Raw genomic sequence first — 18,399 nt, forward strand, 5'->3', positions numbered from 1 at the left:
CCTGTTTATGAAACCCTTATCAGCCCTTGTGAGCATGGCAACTGCCTGCCTGATGCTGGCCGCTTGTACAAAAACCGATGTAAAACCCGAAAATAGCCTTGTTTTTCCTGCGGGCACACTGTATACTGCGATGCCGAAAGCCGCATTCAGCAAACACAAAGCCGGACTTTTAAAAGCAGAATACCTCACTTGCAACAAATCTAAATCGGAAGGCAAAACCATCATTTACAACGATAAAAAAACCTTTCCGGATGCTGAATTTGTTTCCCTCGACCCACGCCGGGGCTCAACAAGGATGTTAACTTTTGCCATTGGAGACCAGCTCACACATGATTTTGGAATATCTCAAAATGCAGTTCATGCAGCAATTGAACGCGCAATGAATACCTGGAGTAAAGCAAGTTGTACCCGATTGCAGATGCAGCAGGTTTTTACCACAGAAAACCTGGGTTATGTTTCCAGCCAACTAGGTTTTGGTGGTTATGCAAATAACATAGCTGACATCCAGCATGCGGGTTTTCTTCCCGGGGAATTCTTTAACCAGTTGACACCGGGAGGTGGCGATTTTATATTAGCGGTTACTTTTACCTTTATTTATTTTGATGAAAACGGCGCACCTACAGACATTGACGGAAATGGTATTAATGATGTGGCATTCCGCGAAACTTATTATAATGACAATTTTCAGTGGCGCATCAGTAAAAATACAGATTACGATATTGAATCCGTTGCCCTGCATGAAACTGGTCACGCCCTGGGTCTTTCTCATTTTGGTAAGGGTATTTTGTGTAAAGACGGAAAAATCCGTTTCACACCAAGGGCTGTTATGAATGCAGTATATGTTGACGCCCTCAGACAACCCAAAGAAGAGGACAAATCGTTTGAATGTGCAATTTGGAAAAACTGGAATAATTAACCTTATACAAAAGCCGAAAACAAAAGCACAAACAGGAGTCCGGTTACAGAAACAATTGATTCCATAATAGTCCAGGACATCAATGTTTCTTTCACAGAAATACCAAAGTATTCCTTGAACATCCAGAAGCCGGTATCATTCACATGAGAACAAAATACACTGCCTGCACCAACGGATAAAACCATTAGTTCAGGTGATACTCCTGAAGATTGCACAAGCGGTGCCAATATGCCGGCAGCAGTTAGTCCCGCAACTGTTGCCGAACCGATCATCACCCTTATTGCTGCTGCTACCAGCCATCCTGCTAAAAGGGGAGGAAATGAATTTTTTGAAATTACTGCTGCAACTTCATTAGCAACTCCGCTAACCATTAATACTTCTTTAAAAGCGCCACCAGCAGCAATTACCATCATGATCATTGCCACACTTTCTATAGCTTTCGTATAATGCTCCATTAATTCACTTATAGGCATACCCCGCCCTATGCCCAGGAAATAACCCGCAGCAGTTGCTGTAATCAGCATGGCCATAACAGGGTCGCCGATTGCAGATAAGATGCTGTTGAGTGAAGGACCAGGATTAAACAAACTTATTACCGCTGCAGGGAGGGCGATCATTATTATAGGCAAAAGAGCAATAAAAATACTCTGGAAGGCAGACGGCAGCTGTCGGTTTTCGGAAGGTAAAACAGCTCCCTTGCTGGTAATGTAAGAAGATCGGAATCGCTTCCCAAAAAGAATTCCGGCCATCCAGACTACAGGTAATGTTACCAGCAATCCAAATAACATGGTTTTGCCTACTGAAGCTTTAAAAATCGAGGCCAGTCCAACTGGGCCGGGATGTGGTGGTAAAAATCCATGAGTAGCCGATAAAGAGGCCGCCATAGGCATTGCAACATAAAGTATAGGTACACCTGCGCTTGCTGCAATTGTAAATACAAAGGGAACCAAAATCACAAAACCGGCATTATAAAACAAGGGAATACCCACCAGGAAACCCATCAGCAAAACGGCCCATTGGAGATGTGTTTTGCCGAATTTTTTCATTAGGAACTGGCTGATTACCAGTGCAACTCCTGTTTTTTCCAATAATCGACCCTGCATTGCACCCAGGCATAATATCAATGCCATACTTCCCAAAATATTCCCTACCCCATTCTGAATGGATTTCATCAAAACAGGAAAGGAAAGGCCATATGCCAGTCCAACACCCAGGGCAACAAGCAGGAGGGCTATAAAAGGACTGACCTTATTCAGGGTAAGGAAAAACAACAAACCAATTGCTGCAATAAGAATTAATACTGACATAGCCTGCAAAAAAGTTGGTAATTGAAATCGTAAACCTCTCTCGCATGGTGATCAGGAGTATAGGTTTTCTGCCGGATAGGCCTGATTCCAGCAAATTCGTTCAAGTTTTGAATTATTCCTTCCGCTTTCATGCCAATAGCAATCGCCCCCATAGCAGAGGCATCCACTTCTTCTTCAGGAACAAGTATAGGCTTCCGAAGGATATCCGCCATTAATTTCACCCACAAGGGATTATGCGTAAAGCCGCCACTAGCGTATATTTTTTGAATTGGTCCGCCAGCCTGCTCCAGTTTCTGTAATAACATAAGAAACGAGAACCCTATGCCTTCCAGGATAGCACGTTTAAATTCAGGTTGCCCATGCCGGTTATGTATACCAACAAACTGCCCTCGTGCTGCCGCATTCCAGACAGGGGCCCTTTCTCCCCCGAAATAAGGCAGGCAAACTAATCCATCACAACCAGGCTCTGCTGAGGATGCTTCCGATACAAAGTCCCCTGCCAGGTCATTTACATCACCCGATTTTCCCATTACCTGCTGCTGCCACCATTGCAAAACAATGCCGCCATTATTAGTAGCACCCCCACAAACAAAATTTTCTTGGTCCAGCAGGTAGGTAAAGAGTTCTTTCCTTTCATCTACCCATAACCGTGGTAATAAAATACGGATCGCCCCGCTGGTTCCGATAGTCAAAGCTGCTGCTCCACTGGTCATAGCACCGCTCCCCAATTGTGCCAGGCAACCATCACTTCCACCAATCACCCAATGAATATTTCCTTTATCAATTTTTCGGGTAACAGGAACAGGTAGTGACAACTTACCCGTGGTAAGTCCTGCAATTAGCAGTGCTTCCGGATTCCAATCAAGGGTATGCAATGAAAAAAAGCCTGTAGCTGAAGCCAGGCTATGGTCAATTTCCCAGCATTGGGTAAAATGATACCAGACCAGCTCTTTAATACCAATACACTTAAAAGCTGAGGAAAGTAATTCAGGTGAATTTTGCCGCATCCAGGCCAGTTTGCAAAAAGGCGACATCGGATGCAAGGGAGTTCCTGTATCGAAAAATAAATTATTTACAGCTGTATTGCCCCTCCAGCTCTCAACCAACGGCAGGCTGCTGTTATCTGCCCAGGTATACATAGGGGTAATAGGCTCCGCTGATTCATTAACAAGCAAAATACTGTGCATTGCTGCACTTAATGAGATGGTAATCTGGTGGTGGGCTAAAGACAACTCCTCGCTGGCCTGCAACAACAGTGAGTTTGCATGTTGCAGTATCTCATTTGCATCGAGCCTGTCTCCAAATCCTTTCTGGTAACCCAGTTTAGACTGGAAAACCAGTTCCAGTGAAGAATTGCAAATGATCAGCTTGGTATGTGTAGTTCCAATATCAAGACCGGCATAATAATGCATAGGCAGTTTTACTGCACCGAATATAATGATTCGCTATGAACATGAGGCCCCTGCAGGCTATATACATCCAATGGAAAATGCCTGGATTTTCTTTTATTCAGTGATAACTGCGATTTCAACCTGATAGCTCCTTCTTCCAGGCCTTTGCCATCACGGGCATCATAATCATTTAAAATAAGGCCTGTTGCCTCACGCACGCCATTATCAGGATCATCCAGGTAATAGTACAATTTCGCCAGCAGGTAATATGTGGCATACCGCAGTTTACGGTCACCCTTACTGTTGCTACTGTATTCTTTCCTTATCTTTTCGAAATAAGCAATGGCAGGTTTCACTTCTTCTTTAATTCCGTCGAGCGGTTCACTTGGAGTCATGCGAAACAAGGCATTTTTAATTATTGCCCAATTTGCCCTGAAATCATCATATTCCGGATGCTTTCGGTTGCCGATTAACCAAACAGATTCAGTATTCCTGCGTTCAATATAGCCATAGTTATCTGAAAGATCGCCCGACAATTGATTGATTGTGCGGTAACAAACATCGCGACTAACCAAAGCCGTTATCGTGAACATATTCAGCAGGATATTCGCTGCAGCCAATTGGCTTCCTGACTCAACTCCCTTGTACGTATACTGATCATTCCTGGTTACAGCCTGGTATTGCTGCAACTGCTTCCCGGTATAGTCTTTAACCGAAACTGTCGCGCCGTAGGTATAGGTAATCAGCGGCGCATACCATAACTTCCTGCTGGTAATATTCCCATTTTTATCTTTTTTCAGTTCCTCTCGCTGGTCAACGCTTGTTTTAACAATAATCAGGTCTTCCATCCTCAAATTCACAGAAATATGTGCGGAAGACGGAAGACGCCGCCAACCTTCAATTTCAAGACTCTCCTCAGGGTGGTCCTGTGCAATGGCTAGTTTCATTAAAGGCCCAGTTTCAAGTGTAAAATCAAAAGTATGAAAGGAAGAATCTATTTGCAATTTTGGCAAATCCCGGAACGCAGCCGTAAATTCATATCGGTCCAGGTCCACTTTCTGTGCCTGGAGTAAACCTGCAGGCACTACCGCGGCAAGTATTAACCATAGTTTTTTCATACCAGATTGTATTGGATAAGCCTATAACGCCAGATTGGCCGATTTAGTCTGCTTACCATTGGCCCTGTATACTTTCAGAAAGACAAATTCAATACAAAGGATTTGAAATAGCTATTTATTAGTCTTTAATGCCTGCTCCAGGTACTTTGACAATTCAGTCGGATTGGGATCAATTGAAATGATTATCCCGTTTTTATCCAATAAAAAAGAAGTTGGTAGAAGTTCAATTTTCCAGGCATTCGCTGTAGGGGTATCCCATCCCCCCTTTTCATTAAACTGCAACCATTCAATCCGGTCTGCCTTAACGGCTTTTTGCCAGTCCGCGGGGTCCTGGTCAAGACTGATGCCATATACTTCAAACCCCTTTTTCCTGTATTTGTCATACAATGGCAATATCGAATTATTGCTTTTACGGCACGGCATACACCAACTGGCCCAGAAATCGACCAATACAATTTTTCCCCGTAATGAGGTCAGGCTTATCGCCTTCCCATTTTTATCCTGTAAAATAATTTCAGGGGCAAGAGTACCAATTTTCGGCTGCGCATTTACCGAAGTAAACAAACAAACTGCAACCCAAACTGCCAATATTTTCTTCATATGTAATTGAATGCCCACACCTAAGGATGGGCTTTTTTAAATAGTTATTTTATAAACACGCTTTTCCGGTAGCCATAATTTGCTTTTAAAATTCCGCAGCATACAGTATTTCAGAATTGCTGCAGCCTTTATCTTTATAACAGGAGCAGTACATCTGCGGGTTGTCAATCGCCATCCGGTCGGCGGCAAATTTTTCAGTATTATAACCAGAAACGGCTATAGCCTGCTGGATCTTATCTGAACCATTAACATTTTAAACATAGTTAAATACTTTTAATTTTATTTCAGTATTCTGGTTGCACTGAATGTGCCGGCAGATTTTGAAGTTTTTTCAATTGTCATTTTACACATTTTACACATTTCAAAGTTGCCCCAAACTTTAATGGCTTCCTTGCTGGTTTCTTTCATAGCCTTGGCAAAAGAAAAAGAAGAGATAAGTATAAAGAGAAAATTTGAAAAAATGATATCGTTTTCATGAATGTAATTAAAATAAAAAAGAGGAGTCTGTTTCCCTGGATAATTCCAGGAATGATCTTCAAACAAAATCCTGTCAAATTCTAAAAATCCAAAGTAAACTTTTCCGGGAAATATCTAAGACCAGCGGGGCATTTGACTGGTAAATGGTAATGTTTAGGGTAATTTAACTATATTATATTCCTGTTGCCAACCCGATAAAGAATACCAACTAAAGGCACTTACATATTATACCCCAGAAAAGCCGGTTTCAGGTCAACAGAAATCTAAACCTGCTTATATTCATGCTTGCAACAATGCCTTCTGAATTTATTCTTGTCTTTGGCGCAATGAGTGTATTTTGAATTCTTCGAACCGGCCATAATAGTAAATCCAGCATCAGTAATCTGGCCCATATAATAATGATTCTCAACCAGCAACCCGCCGGATACAAAAAACAGGTCCATGCAAGGGATATGGCCAGAATTTTCTTCAGGTTGATATAGCTAGTGCAGAAAATGTGATTATGCATTCTAATCCCTTTAAACTTTTTTAATCGGAAGATCAGTTTACAAAACTCCAGAATATTCCCAGGCGAAGCAGGAATCCCGGGTAAGCATAGGCGGGAGCTGCCAGGTTATTGTTTGTCCAACCAAATGAGCCATCCTTAAACCTGGCCGTATTAAGATTTTCTGCCCTGACATAAGCAGTAAAGCCCCTTATCCTGAAATGCATATAAGCGGCTATATCAGGAAGTTTCATGCGAATTGTTTCCTTATCCTGGTAAAAAAACTGGCTTTGCAAAGGGGAGTAATTATCGGCCTTGTAACCAGAATGGTAACGGGCTTCAACTCCAGCTGCAAATACCAGGTTAGCATAGCCAAGTTTTCCTTCGTAGCCCAACCGTTGCTGTGTAAAAAACAAAGGCATATTTACTGGTCCATTACCAATCTTTTGGTTAAACTGCACCTTGGCCAGCCAGTTCCAGTGCCTGCTGACCCTAAAGATTTTTTGTCCGCTTACTTCCAGCACATTGAAAAAAGCAGAAGCCTGCGCAGCTTTGTAGTAATCAGTGAAATAGGTAAGATTATTAACCAGGAAGTAGCTTGCATTGACCTGCCATCTCCTGGCATCATTTTCAATAGACCCGAATATGCGGGTAATATTTTCCTTATTGAATGTTGGTTGACCGCCAAGGCTGAAACTGCTTGCAGTTTCGTAAATAAAGGATGGTGTGCGGTTTACATTCTGCAAGCCGATTTGCGCATACCCGATTCGCCTGCTGACGTATCGTTTAAGGCTTCCAAACAGATCGAAATCCGCATTATTATAACCGGCCAGGTAAAATTTACCATTGGCTTCGATATCCCATTTTTTATTCCTCGTTTTATTCCGGTATTCACCGTGCAGGAAAATATTATAGTAGGTTCTTTTCCCATCGGTAAAATTACCAGTGAGGTTTTGGATGGAAGCTCCTGCTTTAAGGAATTGCTGCGGATTTTTACCTACCGGGAAGGTATACAATGAAAAATCATTGACAATTTCTGACCAGCGTTCTTCAATAGTAAATTTGGCTGGCGGCGTTACCAGGAAATTATAGTGTTGAATATAAATTGGTGTATCCGGTTCTGAGTCGTAATACTTATATTGATAGTTATTATACTGAAAAGTATATTCCATTCTCAATTTCGGATAGAAAAGCGGTATAACCGTAGAATCTGTAACCAGCGAGTCCCGCTGCCCCAGGTCATACTGTTGCCGGATCAGTAAACCACCTTCCTTCTGCCGGTTGCCGGTATTTAATGTACTGTTCAGGAAACTTTGACCGATTGCAACATAATTGCCCAGCATTACGGGAATGGTACTCCTTTCCTTATAAGTAATAACATCATTCAGGTAATCTTTGTCTGTTTTCATACCCCCGTTTTCATTTGCCTGCATTGAATTACCAATCCAGATGAAATAAAGGCTATATCGTTTGTTTTTGGAATTGTAGAAGGAATTGATCACGTAGCTGTTGTGATTTGTATTCTGGTTTTTGAAAAAACCAGGTGAGTTGATCAGTTCGTATTTAAATGCAAAGTTCCAGTTCGGCCTTATATTTTGTGTATGCAAAAGATGAATGTTTTGCTCCCCCCTGCTTCCCAGCATATAGCCCAACTCCGAATAGGGTCTTGTAGTCTGGAAAAAGCGAACCTTGTCGAGAGGGTTTTTATAAATATCAAAGGCATGAAACCCGGGGTCCCATCCACTGGTTAAGCGGGGTGAAAATGCATATGGTTTTGCTGCACTACCCAGGTTACTTAAATGGAGATAATCCATTGGAATTGGGAAACGGGCCCGAAAATCAATAATTGAAGAATCCAGCATCATTAACCGGGTGGTATCGAGGTAACGATAGCGGATGGTGATGGAGTCTTCCAGGTTGTCCCGGCGCTTCAGGCTGTCTTTAGTGCCAGAGGTCCCGCCCATCCTACCCATGCTTTGGTACCTGCCCATAGGATTCTGTGCCACTACCTGTGAAGATATTGCCATTAGGATTAACCCGAATATATAAACGATCTTTTTCAATCTCAGATTACTTGCACGAGTTGCTTTAAAATGGCGGTTAGTTTAGGCTCTGCTTCACGGGCTGCCTGAAGTACTTCTTCGTGCGTAATAGTATTTTCTTCTTCCCTTATGCCCAGGTCGGTAATTACACTTATGGCAAATACGTTCACACCCATATGCCTTGCTACAATAACTTCCTGCACCGTACTCATACCTACTGCATCGGCGCCAAGAATATGCAGCATTTTATATTCGGCACGGGATTCAAAGGTTGGTCCGGTTACACCCACATAAACCCCTTTGTGCAAATTAATACCCAGTTCTTTGGCGATAGTCCTTGCTTTACTGATCAGGCCTTTATTAAAAGGTTCACTCATATCAGGAAACCTTGGCCCCAGTTCGTCTGCGTTTTTTCCGATTAACGGGTTTACGGTAAACAGGCTGATCTGGTCCTGGATAACCATCAGATCGCCTACTTCAAAATCGGGATTCATTCCACCCGCTGCATTTGATATGAGCAGCGTACCCACCCCCAACATTTTCATCACCCTAACAGGATAGGTTACTTCGCTGGCTGAATACCCTTCATAATAATGAAAGCGTCCGGCCATAACCAATACCTTTTTCCCAGCCAGTTCCCCAAAGATTAATTTGCCACTATGTCCTTTCACTGTCGAAACCGGAAAATGTGGAATTTCAGTATATGGAATCTCCTGTTCAACTTTCATTTCTGCAACCAGGTTACCCAATCCGCTCCCCAAAACAATCCCAACTGTTGGGGTATTCGCATAACGGGATTGTATGAATTGAACCGTTTCTCCCAAACTATTCATCAAATCTGACATATTCTCAAGTTAATAGTTTACCGCCGGGGCGGGGCGCAAATATAAGGATTGATGGCGCGCTGAAGCTTTCAACTTGCTAACTATCTGTCATTTTTAACCTTTGTTCCCCGCCAATAATGGCGCAATACAGCCCATGGCATTATACTTGACCATACACCCTTTTCCGCTTTAAACAAGAAAAAAAGGAAAGGAAGTGTTATTTTGTCATAACAACAGATGATTATGAATCAATCGAATTTTTTTCTCAAACCAGAAGATGAAATGGATTTCATTCCGATTATTCCGCTGAATGAACATGAATCAGACGATAGCCAGGACCTTGTCATTTCAAAAGACCTGCCCATATTACCCCTGCGGAACACCGTATTGTTCCCAGGAGTTGTATTGCCTATTACAGTTGGGCGGGATAAAAGCATAAAAGCAGTTAACGAAGCATACAAAAATGATAAGCTGGTGGGTGTCCTGGCCCAGAAGGATAGCAATATCGAAGACCCGGCTACAGGCGACCTGGAAGCTATTGGCACAGTGGCTAAAATTGTTAAACTGATTAAAATGCCGGATGGTGGCACAACCATTATTATCCAGGGTAAACGCCGGTTCAAACTCCTGGAGTTTACGGCGGATGACCCATTCTTCCGTGCCAGGGTAGACCTCATTGAGGAAGACATTGCCCCTGCTGATGAGAATTTCGCAGCATATGTCGATAATATTAAAGACCTGGCCAACCAGATCATCCAGTTTTCGCCTAATATTCCTTCCGAAGCAGCGATTATCCTGAAAAATATTGAGAACCCTTCTTTCCTAATCAATTTTGTGTCCAGCAACCTGAACACTGAATTGGGGGAAAAGCAGGAATTGTTGCAATCCAATGATATCCGTGAAAGGGCCGACCTATTGCTGCAATTACTACAAAGGGAATTACAGTTCGCAGAGCTAAAAAACAAACTCACTAACAAAACTAAAACTGAGCTGGACAAGCAGCAGCGGGAATATTTCCTCCAGCAGCAAATGAAAAGCATTAAAGAGGAATTGGGTGGTGATAGCAATGAGCTGGAAATAAAGGAAATGAAGAAAAAGGCGGAGCAAAAAAAATGGCCCGCCGCAGCAAAGGAAATGTTCCAGAAGGGTATTGAAAAACTGGAAAGGATGCATCCATCCACTCCCGATTATTCGGTGGTGTATAACCACCTTGACTTGATGCTCGACCTTCCCTGGGGGGATTATACAGTTGACTCTTACGATCTTATCCATGCCAAGGAAGTGCTGGACCACGACCATTATGGCATGGAAAAAATTAAGGAGAGGATCCTCGAATATATTGCTGTACTAAAGCTTAAAGGTGATATGAAAAGCCCGATCCTTTGCTTCGTTGGCCCCCCTGGTATTGGTAAAACATCCTTAGGGCGAAGTATAGCGAGTGCTATCGGCAGGAAATATGTACGGTTAAGTTTAGGCGGACTACATGACGAAAGTGAGATCCGAGGCCATCGTAAAACCTATATAGGGGCGATGCCCGGAAGAATCCTGCAATCGATCCGGAAAACTAAAACCTCAAACCCGGTAATGATCCTGGATGAAATCGATAAAGTTGGTGCCGACCAGCGCGGAGACCCTTCTTCTGCTCTTTTGGAAGTACTGGATCCCGAACAGAATAATTCCTTTTATGACAATTACCTGGAACTTGAATACGACCTCAGTAAAGTATTGTTTATAGCTACTGCCAACAATGTCAGTAATATTCAACCAGCATTGCGTGACAGGCTGGAAATTATTGATTTAAGTGGTTATGCAATTGAAGAAAAAGTAGAAATCGCCCGCAGGCACCTGCTGCCCAAACAAAAGGAAGCGCATGGGCTGGCAAAAATCAATTTCAGGATCTCCGATAAAGTCCTGGATAAATTGATTGAAGATTATACCCGTGAAAGTGGTGTGCGGGAACTGGACAGGCAACTGGCATCCATCATGCGGGCCCTGGCCAAAGAATATGCTATAACGGGAAAGGTAAAACATTCAGTGACGTCAGAAGATGTGGAAAGGATATTAGGCAAGCCCAGGTATAGTAATGAAATCTACAAAACCGCCAATATGGCGGGTGTTGCAGTTGGTTTGGCCTGGACCTATGTTGGAGGGGATATTTTGTTTATCGAAACCACATTAAGCGAAGGAAAAGGGGAACTGCGGCTTACCGGCAACCTGGGTAATGTAATGAAGGAAAGTGCCACAACAGCCCTTACCTATATTCAGGCCAACGCACGAAAACTAGGCATTGAACCTGATGTATTTTCCAAAAAAAATGTACATGTACACGTTCCGGAAGGCGCTGTACCTAAAGATGGGCCAAGCGCGGGGGTTACAATGCTAACAGCCCTTACTTCAGCATTTACCGGCAGGAAAGTTAAGCCTTACCTGGCTATGACCGGTGAGATTACTTTACGCGGGCAGGTTTTACCTGTTGGAGGGATAAAAGAAAAAGTATTGGCTGCAAAACGGGCGGGATTAAAAGAAATCGTGCTTTGCTGGCAGAACGAAAAAGATGTAGCTGAAATAGATACCACTTTTATTAAGGGTGTCACTTTTCATTATGTGAAAACTATGCAGCAGGTGTTGGACCTTTCACTGATTTAGCATAATAATAGATTTAACAAATAAATATTTAAACAAACCGGCAAATTCATTGTAATAATTTTTTTGTATGAATTTCATGTTGGTTGTTTTAAGGTTTAATGATCCCCCATCTCCATGGGGGATTTTTTATTATTTTACTGCCTCAACCAGGTTTCCTTTATATGCGGCATTGGCTAGCGTTAATACTATTCATAACATTTTCATCTGCCAATGCCCAGGTAGCCGGGGGAGCTGATGTTTACAATTTTCTTCGCTTGCCAGTCAGTGCCCTGCATACCGCTTTGGGTGGCGAAAATATAAGCGTTTTAAGCAATGATGTTACAATGGGCTACCAGCAACCAGCCCTGCTAAGGCCTGAAATGCACCAGCAACTCGGATTCGTTTTTACATCCCTGCCTGCTGGCATAAAAAATATTCATTTTACCGGAAGCATGTATAGCGGGTCTTTGTCCACCTCTTTCGCAGCAAGTGTCCAGTATTTCAGTTATGGGAATATTGTTCAAACCGATGCAGCCGGCAACGAAGACGGAGAATTCAAACCAAAAGATTTTGTCGCTCAGGTAAGTGCATCCCGGAGATACGCCCAACACTGGTTTTATGGCTCTGCCATAAAATTCATTCAATCAGATTATGGCATGTACAAGTCAAATGCAATGGCTATGGATATTGGTGTAAATTATGCAGATAGTGTTGGGCAATGGCAGGTTGGATTGCTTATGAAAAATATGGGGGTTCAGTTAACATCATATTCTGGCGAAGGAAAAGAGAACCTGCCATTTGACCTGCAACTGGGCATTACAAAAAGACTGTTGAAAGCTCCTATCCAATTTTCATTAACAGCCAGGGAGCTACACAGGATGATCCTTTACAGCGCGGACAGTTCGGGCAGCTTTGATAAAATAATGCAGCATTTTGTTGTAGCTACGCAGTTTTTTATCGCTGATAAAATTGAATTGACTGCCGGGTACAATCATTTAAAACGAAGGGAATTAAGCATTGCTAATACTGCAAATGGTTTAACAGGATTTTCTCTTGGTGTTGGGGTATTATTGCCCCGCCTGCAGCTCCGGTATGCAAGGGCATACCAGAGCAACAGTAAGGCATATAACCAGTTTGGGATGAATATTGATTTAGCGGGCAACTAAAGGTTTAGCTAACTTCAACTCTTTCTTCTTTAAAAGCTTCTCTTGGTTTTAGTCCAAGTAACCCAAACATCATATTATCTGTATCAAAAGATGGGTTGGGGGTTGTGAGTAGTTTTTCACCGGCGAAAATGGAATTGGCGCCGGCCATAAAACAAAGGGCCTGCTCGGCAATACTCATCTCATTTCTTCCTGCGCTCAGGCGAACCATTGTGCCCGGCATAAGTATACGGGCGGTAGCAATCATTCGTACCATATCCCAGATATCCACTTTTTTATTGTGCTGTAAAGGTGTGCCGGCCACCGGAACCAGCGCATTGATTGGCACAGATTCAGGATGCTTCGGCAGTGTACTCAGGGTATGTAACATGCCAATGCGGTCTTCGTGTGTTTCCCCCAGGCCAATAATACCTCCGCTGCAAACGCTGATACCCGCCTTTCGTACATTGCTGAGGGTTTTAAGACGGTCATCATAGGTTCTTGTGGTAATGATATCACCATAATGCTCTTCGGAAGTATCCAGGTTGTGGTTGTATGCATGGAGTCCGGCAGCCTGAAGTTTCCTCGCCTGATCTTCAGAAAGCATCCCCATCGTACAACACACTTCCATGCCTAGTTCATTTACCCCTTTCACCATATCGATTACACGGTCAAAGTCGCGGTTATCCCTTACTTCCCGCCATGCTGCTCCCATGCAAAAACGGGTAGAACCGGCTTCTTTCGCCTTCTTCGCATAATCGAGCACATCTTCCGTTTTCATCAGCGCCTGCACATCAATGCCGGTATTGTAGCGTGCAGCCTGCGGGCAATAGGCACAATCTTCAGAACACCCGCCTGTTTTTATTGAAAGCAGCGTGCACACCTGCACTTCCGCTATATCCTGGTACTCGCGGTGTAGCGTAGCTGCTTTGTATATAAGCTCGAGTAAAGGTGTATTGTATATTTCTGAAATCTCTGCTTTTGTCCAGTTGTTTCTCAGCATTTCGGGCAATTTACAGGTAATTTAGGTTCGTTTTGGGTGACAGCGTAAGCAATGTTTCATACATCAGCTGAATGGTTTGTTCAATATCATTTTTATGCAGCATTTCAACTGTGGTATGCATATACCTGAGTGGAATGGAAATCAGTACAGAAGGGCAACCATCGTTTGCATAGGCAAAGGAATCTGTATCAGTTCCGGTGCTGCGGCTTACAGTGCGCATTTGTAAAGGGATATTTGCTTTTTCTGCAACTTCCTGTACAAGGTTGAGCAATTTCACATGAACTGCCGGGCCGTAGGTAGGTGAAGGGCCTTTCCCGCAAACAACATCGCCTTCAATAATTTTGCTGATCATTGGCGTTGATGTGTCGTGGGTAACATCGGTAATAATTGCGATATTGGGTTTAATGCGGCGGGCAATCATTTCAGCACCACGGAGACCTATTTCTTCCTGCACAGCATTAACCACATATAGGCCGAATGGCAGTTTCTTTTTGTTTTCTTTCAGCAGCCTGGCTACTTCAGCGATCATGAATCCGCCAATCCGGTTATCAAAGGCGCGTGCAATATAATAATCATGCGCTAGTTCGTCGAACCCATCCTGGTAGGTGACCACATTACCAACATGTACACCAAGATCTTCAACTTCTTTTTTGCTACGGGCGCCACAATCCAGGAAAAGGTTATCGACCTTTGGTGATGGTTCTTTCTGGTCGGTGTTGGACATACGGGTATGTATTGCCGGCCAGCCGAAAACAGCTTTTACCATTCCTTTTTTCCCGTGTATGAATACCCTTTGTGCGGGTGCGATCTGGTGGTCCACACCACCATTTCTTTTCAGGTAGATCAATCCTTCGGGAGTTATATAATTAACAAACCAACTGATCTCATCGGCATGGGCTTCAATCACTACCTTAAAGGGAGCGTCGGCATTCACCACACCAACAACGGTACCATAAGGATCCACAAAATGGCTATCCACATACGGTTTTAAATATTCCAGCCACACTTTTTGTCCACCACTTTCAAATCCAACCGGCGAAGGGGTATTGAGGTAGCTACGCAAAAACTGGTGAGATTTTTCCGTAAGTATACTTGTCTTTTTATTAACGGTTTTACTTTTGGCCATATTTCCATACTGTTTAGCGATCAAAGATAAAGACTAGATGGTTCCGACGGCCACTAACAATGCCTGCAATAGCATCATTCCATCAACGCCCAGTAGGTAAACATATTCATTATTCACTTTTTTTGTGATTTGTATCATCAATTTGGTGCAAATCGCCGACAAAAACATGGCATTAAAGAATACAATATTTCCGGTATGGGTGAGTTGCCAGACAGAAAGGACCACGAAAATAATTAAGGCATAATCGGCATACCGATAGGCAATTGTTGCGCCGGTACGTACAGGCAGGGTGCGGATTCCAGCGGCACGATCAGATTCTATATCACGGATATCAAATAACAGGCAAAGCACAAACATAAAAACAAACCGACGGATTAAAACCAACCAATAGCTGGTAGGATCAATGCCCGACTGGTCGGATGGAAACCATACAGTTACAAGGGTCCATTCCAGCGAAAGCAGAAAAATTTTAAATAACCCATATTCTTTGAGGCGTTTACGCCGGAAAGGTAAAAGTGGCAGGGAATAAAGGGATGCGAGTAAAGCCAGGATAGCCAGTACCACAAAATGCCTGGGCTGAAGCCACCATACCGTGGAAAGGATTAGGGTAAATCCTGCAATACCTAAAAACTTTTGCGTTTTCCTGTGGCTGGCACTCCAGGCATCCCTGGGAGTTGCAGCAGTAGTTCCGGGGCTGTTTTTAAAAAGGTAGTGCAGGTTGTACTGTACCAGGGTGGCGCCGAAAATAAATAGGTAAACTGATGGCGAATTTGGGGGAATGCCCAGCAACAGGTTTGTTTCATAACATAGCGCCACTGCACAACAGGCAATAAATACCGCTCCGAATATCAGGAAATCGGCCAGCTTTTTCATGCACAACATCTATTGGCCATATAGCACAATTGGATTCGAAGTGAGGGTATCACTCACATTTCCGGCACGGTCTTTAACTACAATTTTAATAACTATTGTGTCGTTTGCATCTTCCCCGGGGGCTGGATTTTTTATGGGACGGTAATAATTGGGCTGGGCAAACTGGACTTCAATTTCACCGGATGATTTGTCGGGGAATTTGGGTAATTGGGTATATACTACCGCATAGGAAGTATCATAAGCGCCGTAATCAATCTTTCTCTTATTTAAAGCCTTGGCCGTATATACAAGGGAAGAATCAGAGGCACCCGGAAGGTCACCCTCCTTATCTGTAAATTCGCAGGTCACAGAAAATATCGCATCTGTATTGAAAGGTACCTCACTGGTTTGGGACTTCAGTTTCAACTGGGGCTTGGTCTGATAGGAGTTTTTTTCACAGCCCGTTATTAAGGCTACAATTATCAAAGCGGGTATCAGTTTCCTAAGCATATACGATCTATATTGTGAACGAATTTATCAACAACCTGTTGATTAACCTAACATGCGAAGCGAATTGATTCATAAAATTTTCAGCGTTGGCAAATACCTTCCCGATTCCCTTGTATTGGAGGTCTTCAGGTATCAATATGATCAAAATCCACTTTACCGGCAGTTTTGCTCAGCCATCCACAGGCCGCCGGAGAAGGTTATAAATATTACCGATATACCTTTTCTGCCTATCCGTTTCTTTAAAACACATGCCGTTAAAACCGGTGATTTTGAACCAGAAACGTTTTTCGAAAGCAGTGGAACTACCGGTACAATTAATAGCAGGCACCTTGTCCGGTCACTCGATATTTACAGGGAAAGTTTTACCCGGGGATTCGAGATATTTTACGGAATGCCTCAGGATTTGTGCATTATTGGTCTCTTACCAGCATACCTGGAAAGGCAACATTCATCGCTGGTGTTTATGGTAGATGAACTGATCCGGCTATCGGGGCATCCGCAAAGCGGATTTTACCTTTATGACCACGATAAACTCAGCGAAACTTTGCTTAGCCTCGAAAAAAACGGCCAGCGGGCAATTTTGATTGGGGTAACTTTTGCCTTACTTGATTTTGCAGATAAGTTCCCGATTAATTTGCACCATACTATTATAATGGAAACAGGTGGGATGAAGGGGCGTCGGAAGGAATTGACAAGGCCCGAATTGCACCAGAAACTATCCAATTCTTTTGGTGAGGCACAAATTCACTCAGAATACGGCATGACCGAACTCCTCTCCCAAGCTTACTCGGCCGATAACGGCATCTTTTATTCACCACCCTGGCTAAAAATCCTTTTCCGCGAAGAAGATGATCCCCTTGTGGTCGTATCACCCGGCGGGCATTACCCGCCGGGTGATACCCGCCGGGTGAAAAATGGAGCGATCAATGTAATTGACCTGGCCAATATCGATTCCTGTTGTTTTATTGCCACCGATGATATGGGCAGAATGCATCCGGATGGGGGATTTGAAGTTTTAGGAAGAATTGACAATTCTGATATCCGGGGTTGCAGCTTAATGACCATTTAATTTTTTTTAATCCGACGCAGCGTAATTATAGGAACTCAGGTCTAATACTACCAGATGGCAGAAATGCCATGGAGTGACCAGATCTTACTGCTTTTTTGCTTACCAGCCACTGAACCGGGTACAGAAATGTTCCCGGTTTTTTTTCAGATACTTTCATTAAATCTTTAGACTTATAATTTTCGCAGGTATATATTTTTAAAGTATACACGGTTACCATGGTCCTGCAAAAGTATCCGGCCTTCCTTTACCAACCCGAATCCGGTGAAATCTTTGTATTTGCTATTGGCAACCAATTGCCTGAATGTATCGCTACCTCGTTCGTAGGAAAACAATTTCACGCCATTTAACCAATGTTCTACATGGCTTCCTTTGGAAATTATCCTCGCAGTGTTCCATTGGCCAACAGGATGAACTGGTTTATTGGCAGGCGCCGCAATCAGGTCATATAAAGAGCCGAGGGTCCTGTTTCCTGCAATACCCAGTTTCGCGTCCGGATGATTGTCATCGTCCAAAACCTGGAATTCAAGTCCCAATGCTGAACGCGGGTTTGCTGGTACCGGCTGAGCAGGATCTACAAAATATTTTATACCGCTATTCGCCCCTTCAGTTAACTTAAAATCAACCATTAATTCAAAATCGCTGTACAGATCATTTGTAACAATATCACCCCCATTTACAGATTCTTTTCCCTCTGAGGGTTCAACTATAAACTGTCCATCAGCCACCTGCCAACCTTTTTCAGGAAAACTATTCAGGAAAGCGCCTTTCCAGCCTTTAGTAGTTTTGCCATCAAATAAAAGTATCCAACCATCAGCTTTTTGCCGTTTTGTCAATTTATTGTCTTGAGCTAATGCCGGGCTTGCAATTATAACCAACAGGAGCAAAAAAATCGGATATCGTTTCATGCTTAATA

General features: G+C 43.2%; 15 protein-coding genes. 4 read left to right on the top strand and 11 right to left on the bottom strand.

What is annotated here, in order from left to right; translation table 11 throughout:
- Window positions 1-7: 7 nt before the first annotated feature.
- Window positions 8-916 (top strand): matrixin family metalloprotease, encoded by a 909-nt coding sequence (locus tag LAQ65_RS06085; protein WP_224116054.1) that lies wholly within the window; start codon window positions 8-10, stop codon window positions 914-916.
- Window positions 917-918: 2 nt separating this feature from the next.
- Here LAQ65_RS06085 and LAQ65_RS06090 read toward each other — a convergent pair whose 3' ends face one another.
- The 6 genes from LAQ65_RS06090 to LAQ65_RS06115 form a co-directional block, all read right to left on the bottom strand.
- Window positions 919-2,223, bottom strand: coding sequence for a GntT/GntP/DsdX family permease (locus LAQ65_RS06090; protein ID WP_224116055.1), 1,305 nt, complete (start codon window positions 2,221-2,223; stop codon window positions 919-921).
- A complete protein-coding gene (locus tag LAQ65_RS06095; protein ID WP_224116056.1) occupies window positions 2,211-3,635 on the bottom strand; it encodes a gluconokinase in 1,425 nt (474 codons plus the stop codon). Before LAQ65_RS06095 ends, LAQ65_RS06090 begins: the two co-directional genes overlap by 13 nt.
- Window positions 3,636-3,643: 8 nt before the next feature.
- Window positions 3,644-4,732, bottom strand: coding sequence for a hypothetical protein (locus tag LAQ65_RS06100; RefSeq protein WP_224116057.1), 1,089 nt, complete (start codon window positions 4,730-4,732; stop codon window positions 3,644-3,646).
- Window positions 4,733-4,843: 111 nt separating this feature from the next.
- Complete coding sequence (locus tag LAQ65_RS06105) at window positions 4,844-5,332, bottom strand: TlpA family protein disulfide reductase (protein ID WP_224116058.1); 489 nt, start codon at window positions 5,330-5,332, stop codon at window positions 4,844-4,846.
- Window positions 5,333-6,349: 1,017 nt separating this feature from the next.
- A complete protein-coding gene (locus LAQ65_RS06110) occupies window positions 6,350-8,320 on the bottom strand; it encodes a putative porin (protein WP_224116059.1) in 1,971 nt (656 codons plus the stop codon).
- A gap of 38 nt (window positions 8,321-8,358) precedes the next feature.
- A complete protein-coding gene (locus LAQ65_RS06115; RefSeq protein WP_224116060.1) occupies window positions 8,359-9,180 on the bottom strand; it encodes a purine-nucleoside phosphorylase in 822 nt (273 codons plus the stop codon).
- Window positions 9,181-9,402: 222 nt separating this feature from the next.
- On the opposite strand from LAQ65_RS06115, the gene lon reads away from it, so the two are divergent.
- Window positions 9,403-11,805: an endopeptidase La gene (gene lon / locus LAQ65_RS06120; protein WP_224116061.1), complete on the top strand. Its 2,403-nt coding sequence runs from the start codon at window positions 9,403-9,405 to the stop codon at window positions 11,803-11,805.
- A 161-nt stretch (window positions 11,806-11,966) separates the two neighbouring features.
- The gene (porQ, locus tag LAQ65_RS06125; RefSeq protein WP_224116062.1) at window positions 11,967-12,950 is read left to right on the top strand and encodes a type IX secretion system protein PorQ; all 984 of its coding nucleotides are present in this window, start codon (window positions 11,967-11,969) and stop codon (window positions 12,948-12,950) included.
- Window positions 12,951-12,954: 4 nt separating this feature from the next.
- On the opposite strand, the gene bioB is transcribed toward porQ, so the two are convergent.
- From bioB to LAQ65_RS06145, 4 genes are read right to left on the bottom strand one after another with little or no spacing between them, the layout of a single operon-like run.
- Window positions 12,955-13,929 carry a biotin synthase BioB gene (gene bioB / locus LAQ65_RS06130; protein ID WP_224116063.1) on the bottom strand — a complete coding sequence of 325 codons (975 nt, stop codon included), beginning with the start codon at window positions 13,927-13,929 and terminating at the stop codon, window positions 12,955-12,957.
- Window positions 13,930-13,939: 10 nt separating this feature from the next.
- Window positions 13,940-15,055 carry a M42 family metallopeptidase gene (locus LAQ65_RS06135; protein WP_224116064.1) on the bottom strand — a complete coding sequence of 372 codons (1,116 nt, stop codon included), beginning with the start codon at window positions 15,053-15,055 and terminating at the stop codon, window positions 13,940-13,942.
- A 33-nt stretch (window positions 15,056-15,088) separates the two neighbouring features.
- Entirely contained in the window at window positions 15,089-15,928 is an 840-nt protein-coding gene (locus LAQ65_RS06140; RefSeq protein ID WP_224116065.1) for a UbiA family prenyltransferase, read from the bottom strand.
- Window positions 15,929-15,937: 9 nt separating this feature from the next.
- On the bottom strand, window positions 15,938-16,417 hold the full coding sequence (locus tag LAQ65_RS06145) for a hypothetical protein (RefSeq protein ID WP_224116066.1): 480 nt from the start codon (window positions 16,415-16,417) through the stop codon (window positions 15,938-15,940).
- Between the two features lie 52 nt (window positions 16,418-16,469).
- Here LAQ65_RS06145 and LAQ65_RS06150 point away from each other — a divergent pair, with 52 nt between their 5' ends.
- Window positions 16,470-17,486 (top strand): LuxE/PaaK family acyltransferase, encoded by a 1,017-nt coding sequence (locus LAQ65_RS06150; protein WP_224116067.1) that lies wholly within the window; start codon window positions 16,470-16,472, stop codon window positions 17,484-17,486.
- A 170-nt stretch (window positions 17,487-17,656) separates the two neighbouring features.
- On the opposite strand, the gene LAQ65_RS06155 is transcribed toward LAQ65_RS06150, so the two are convergent.
- Complete coding sequence (locus LAQ65_RS06155; protein ID WP_224116068.1) at window positions 17,657-18,391, bottom strand: 3-keto-disaccharide hydrolase; 735 nt, start codon at window positions 18,389-18,391, stop codon at window positions 17,657-17,659.
- Window positions 18,392-18,399 lie beyond the last annotated feature (8 nt).

It is taken from the genome of Flavihumibacter profundi (genome assembly GCF_020076305.1).
GTDB lineage: Bacteria > Bacteroidota > Bacteroidia > Chitinophagales > Chitinophagaceae > Flavihumibacter > Flavihumibacter profundi.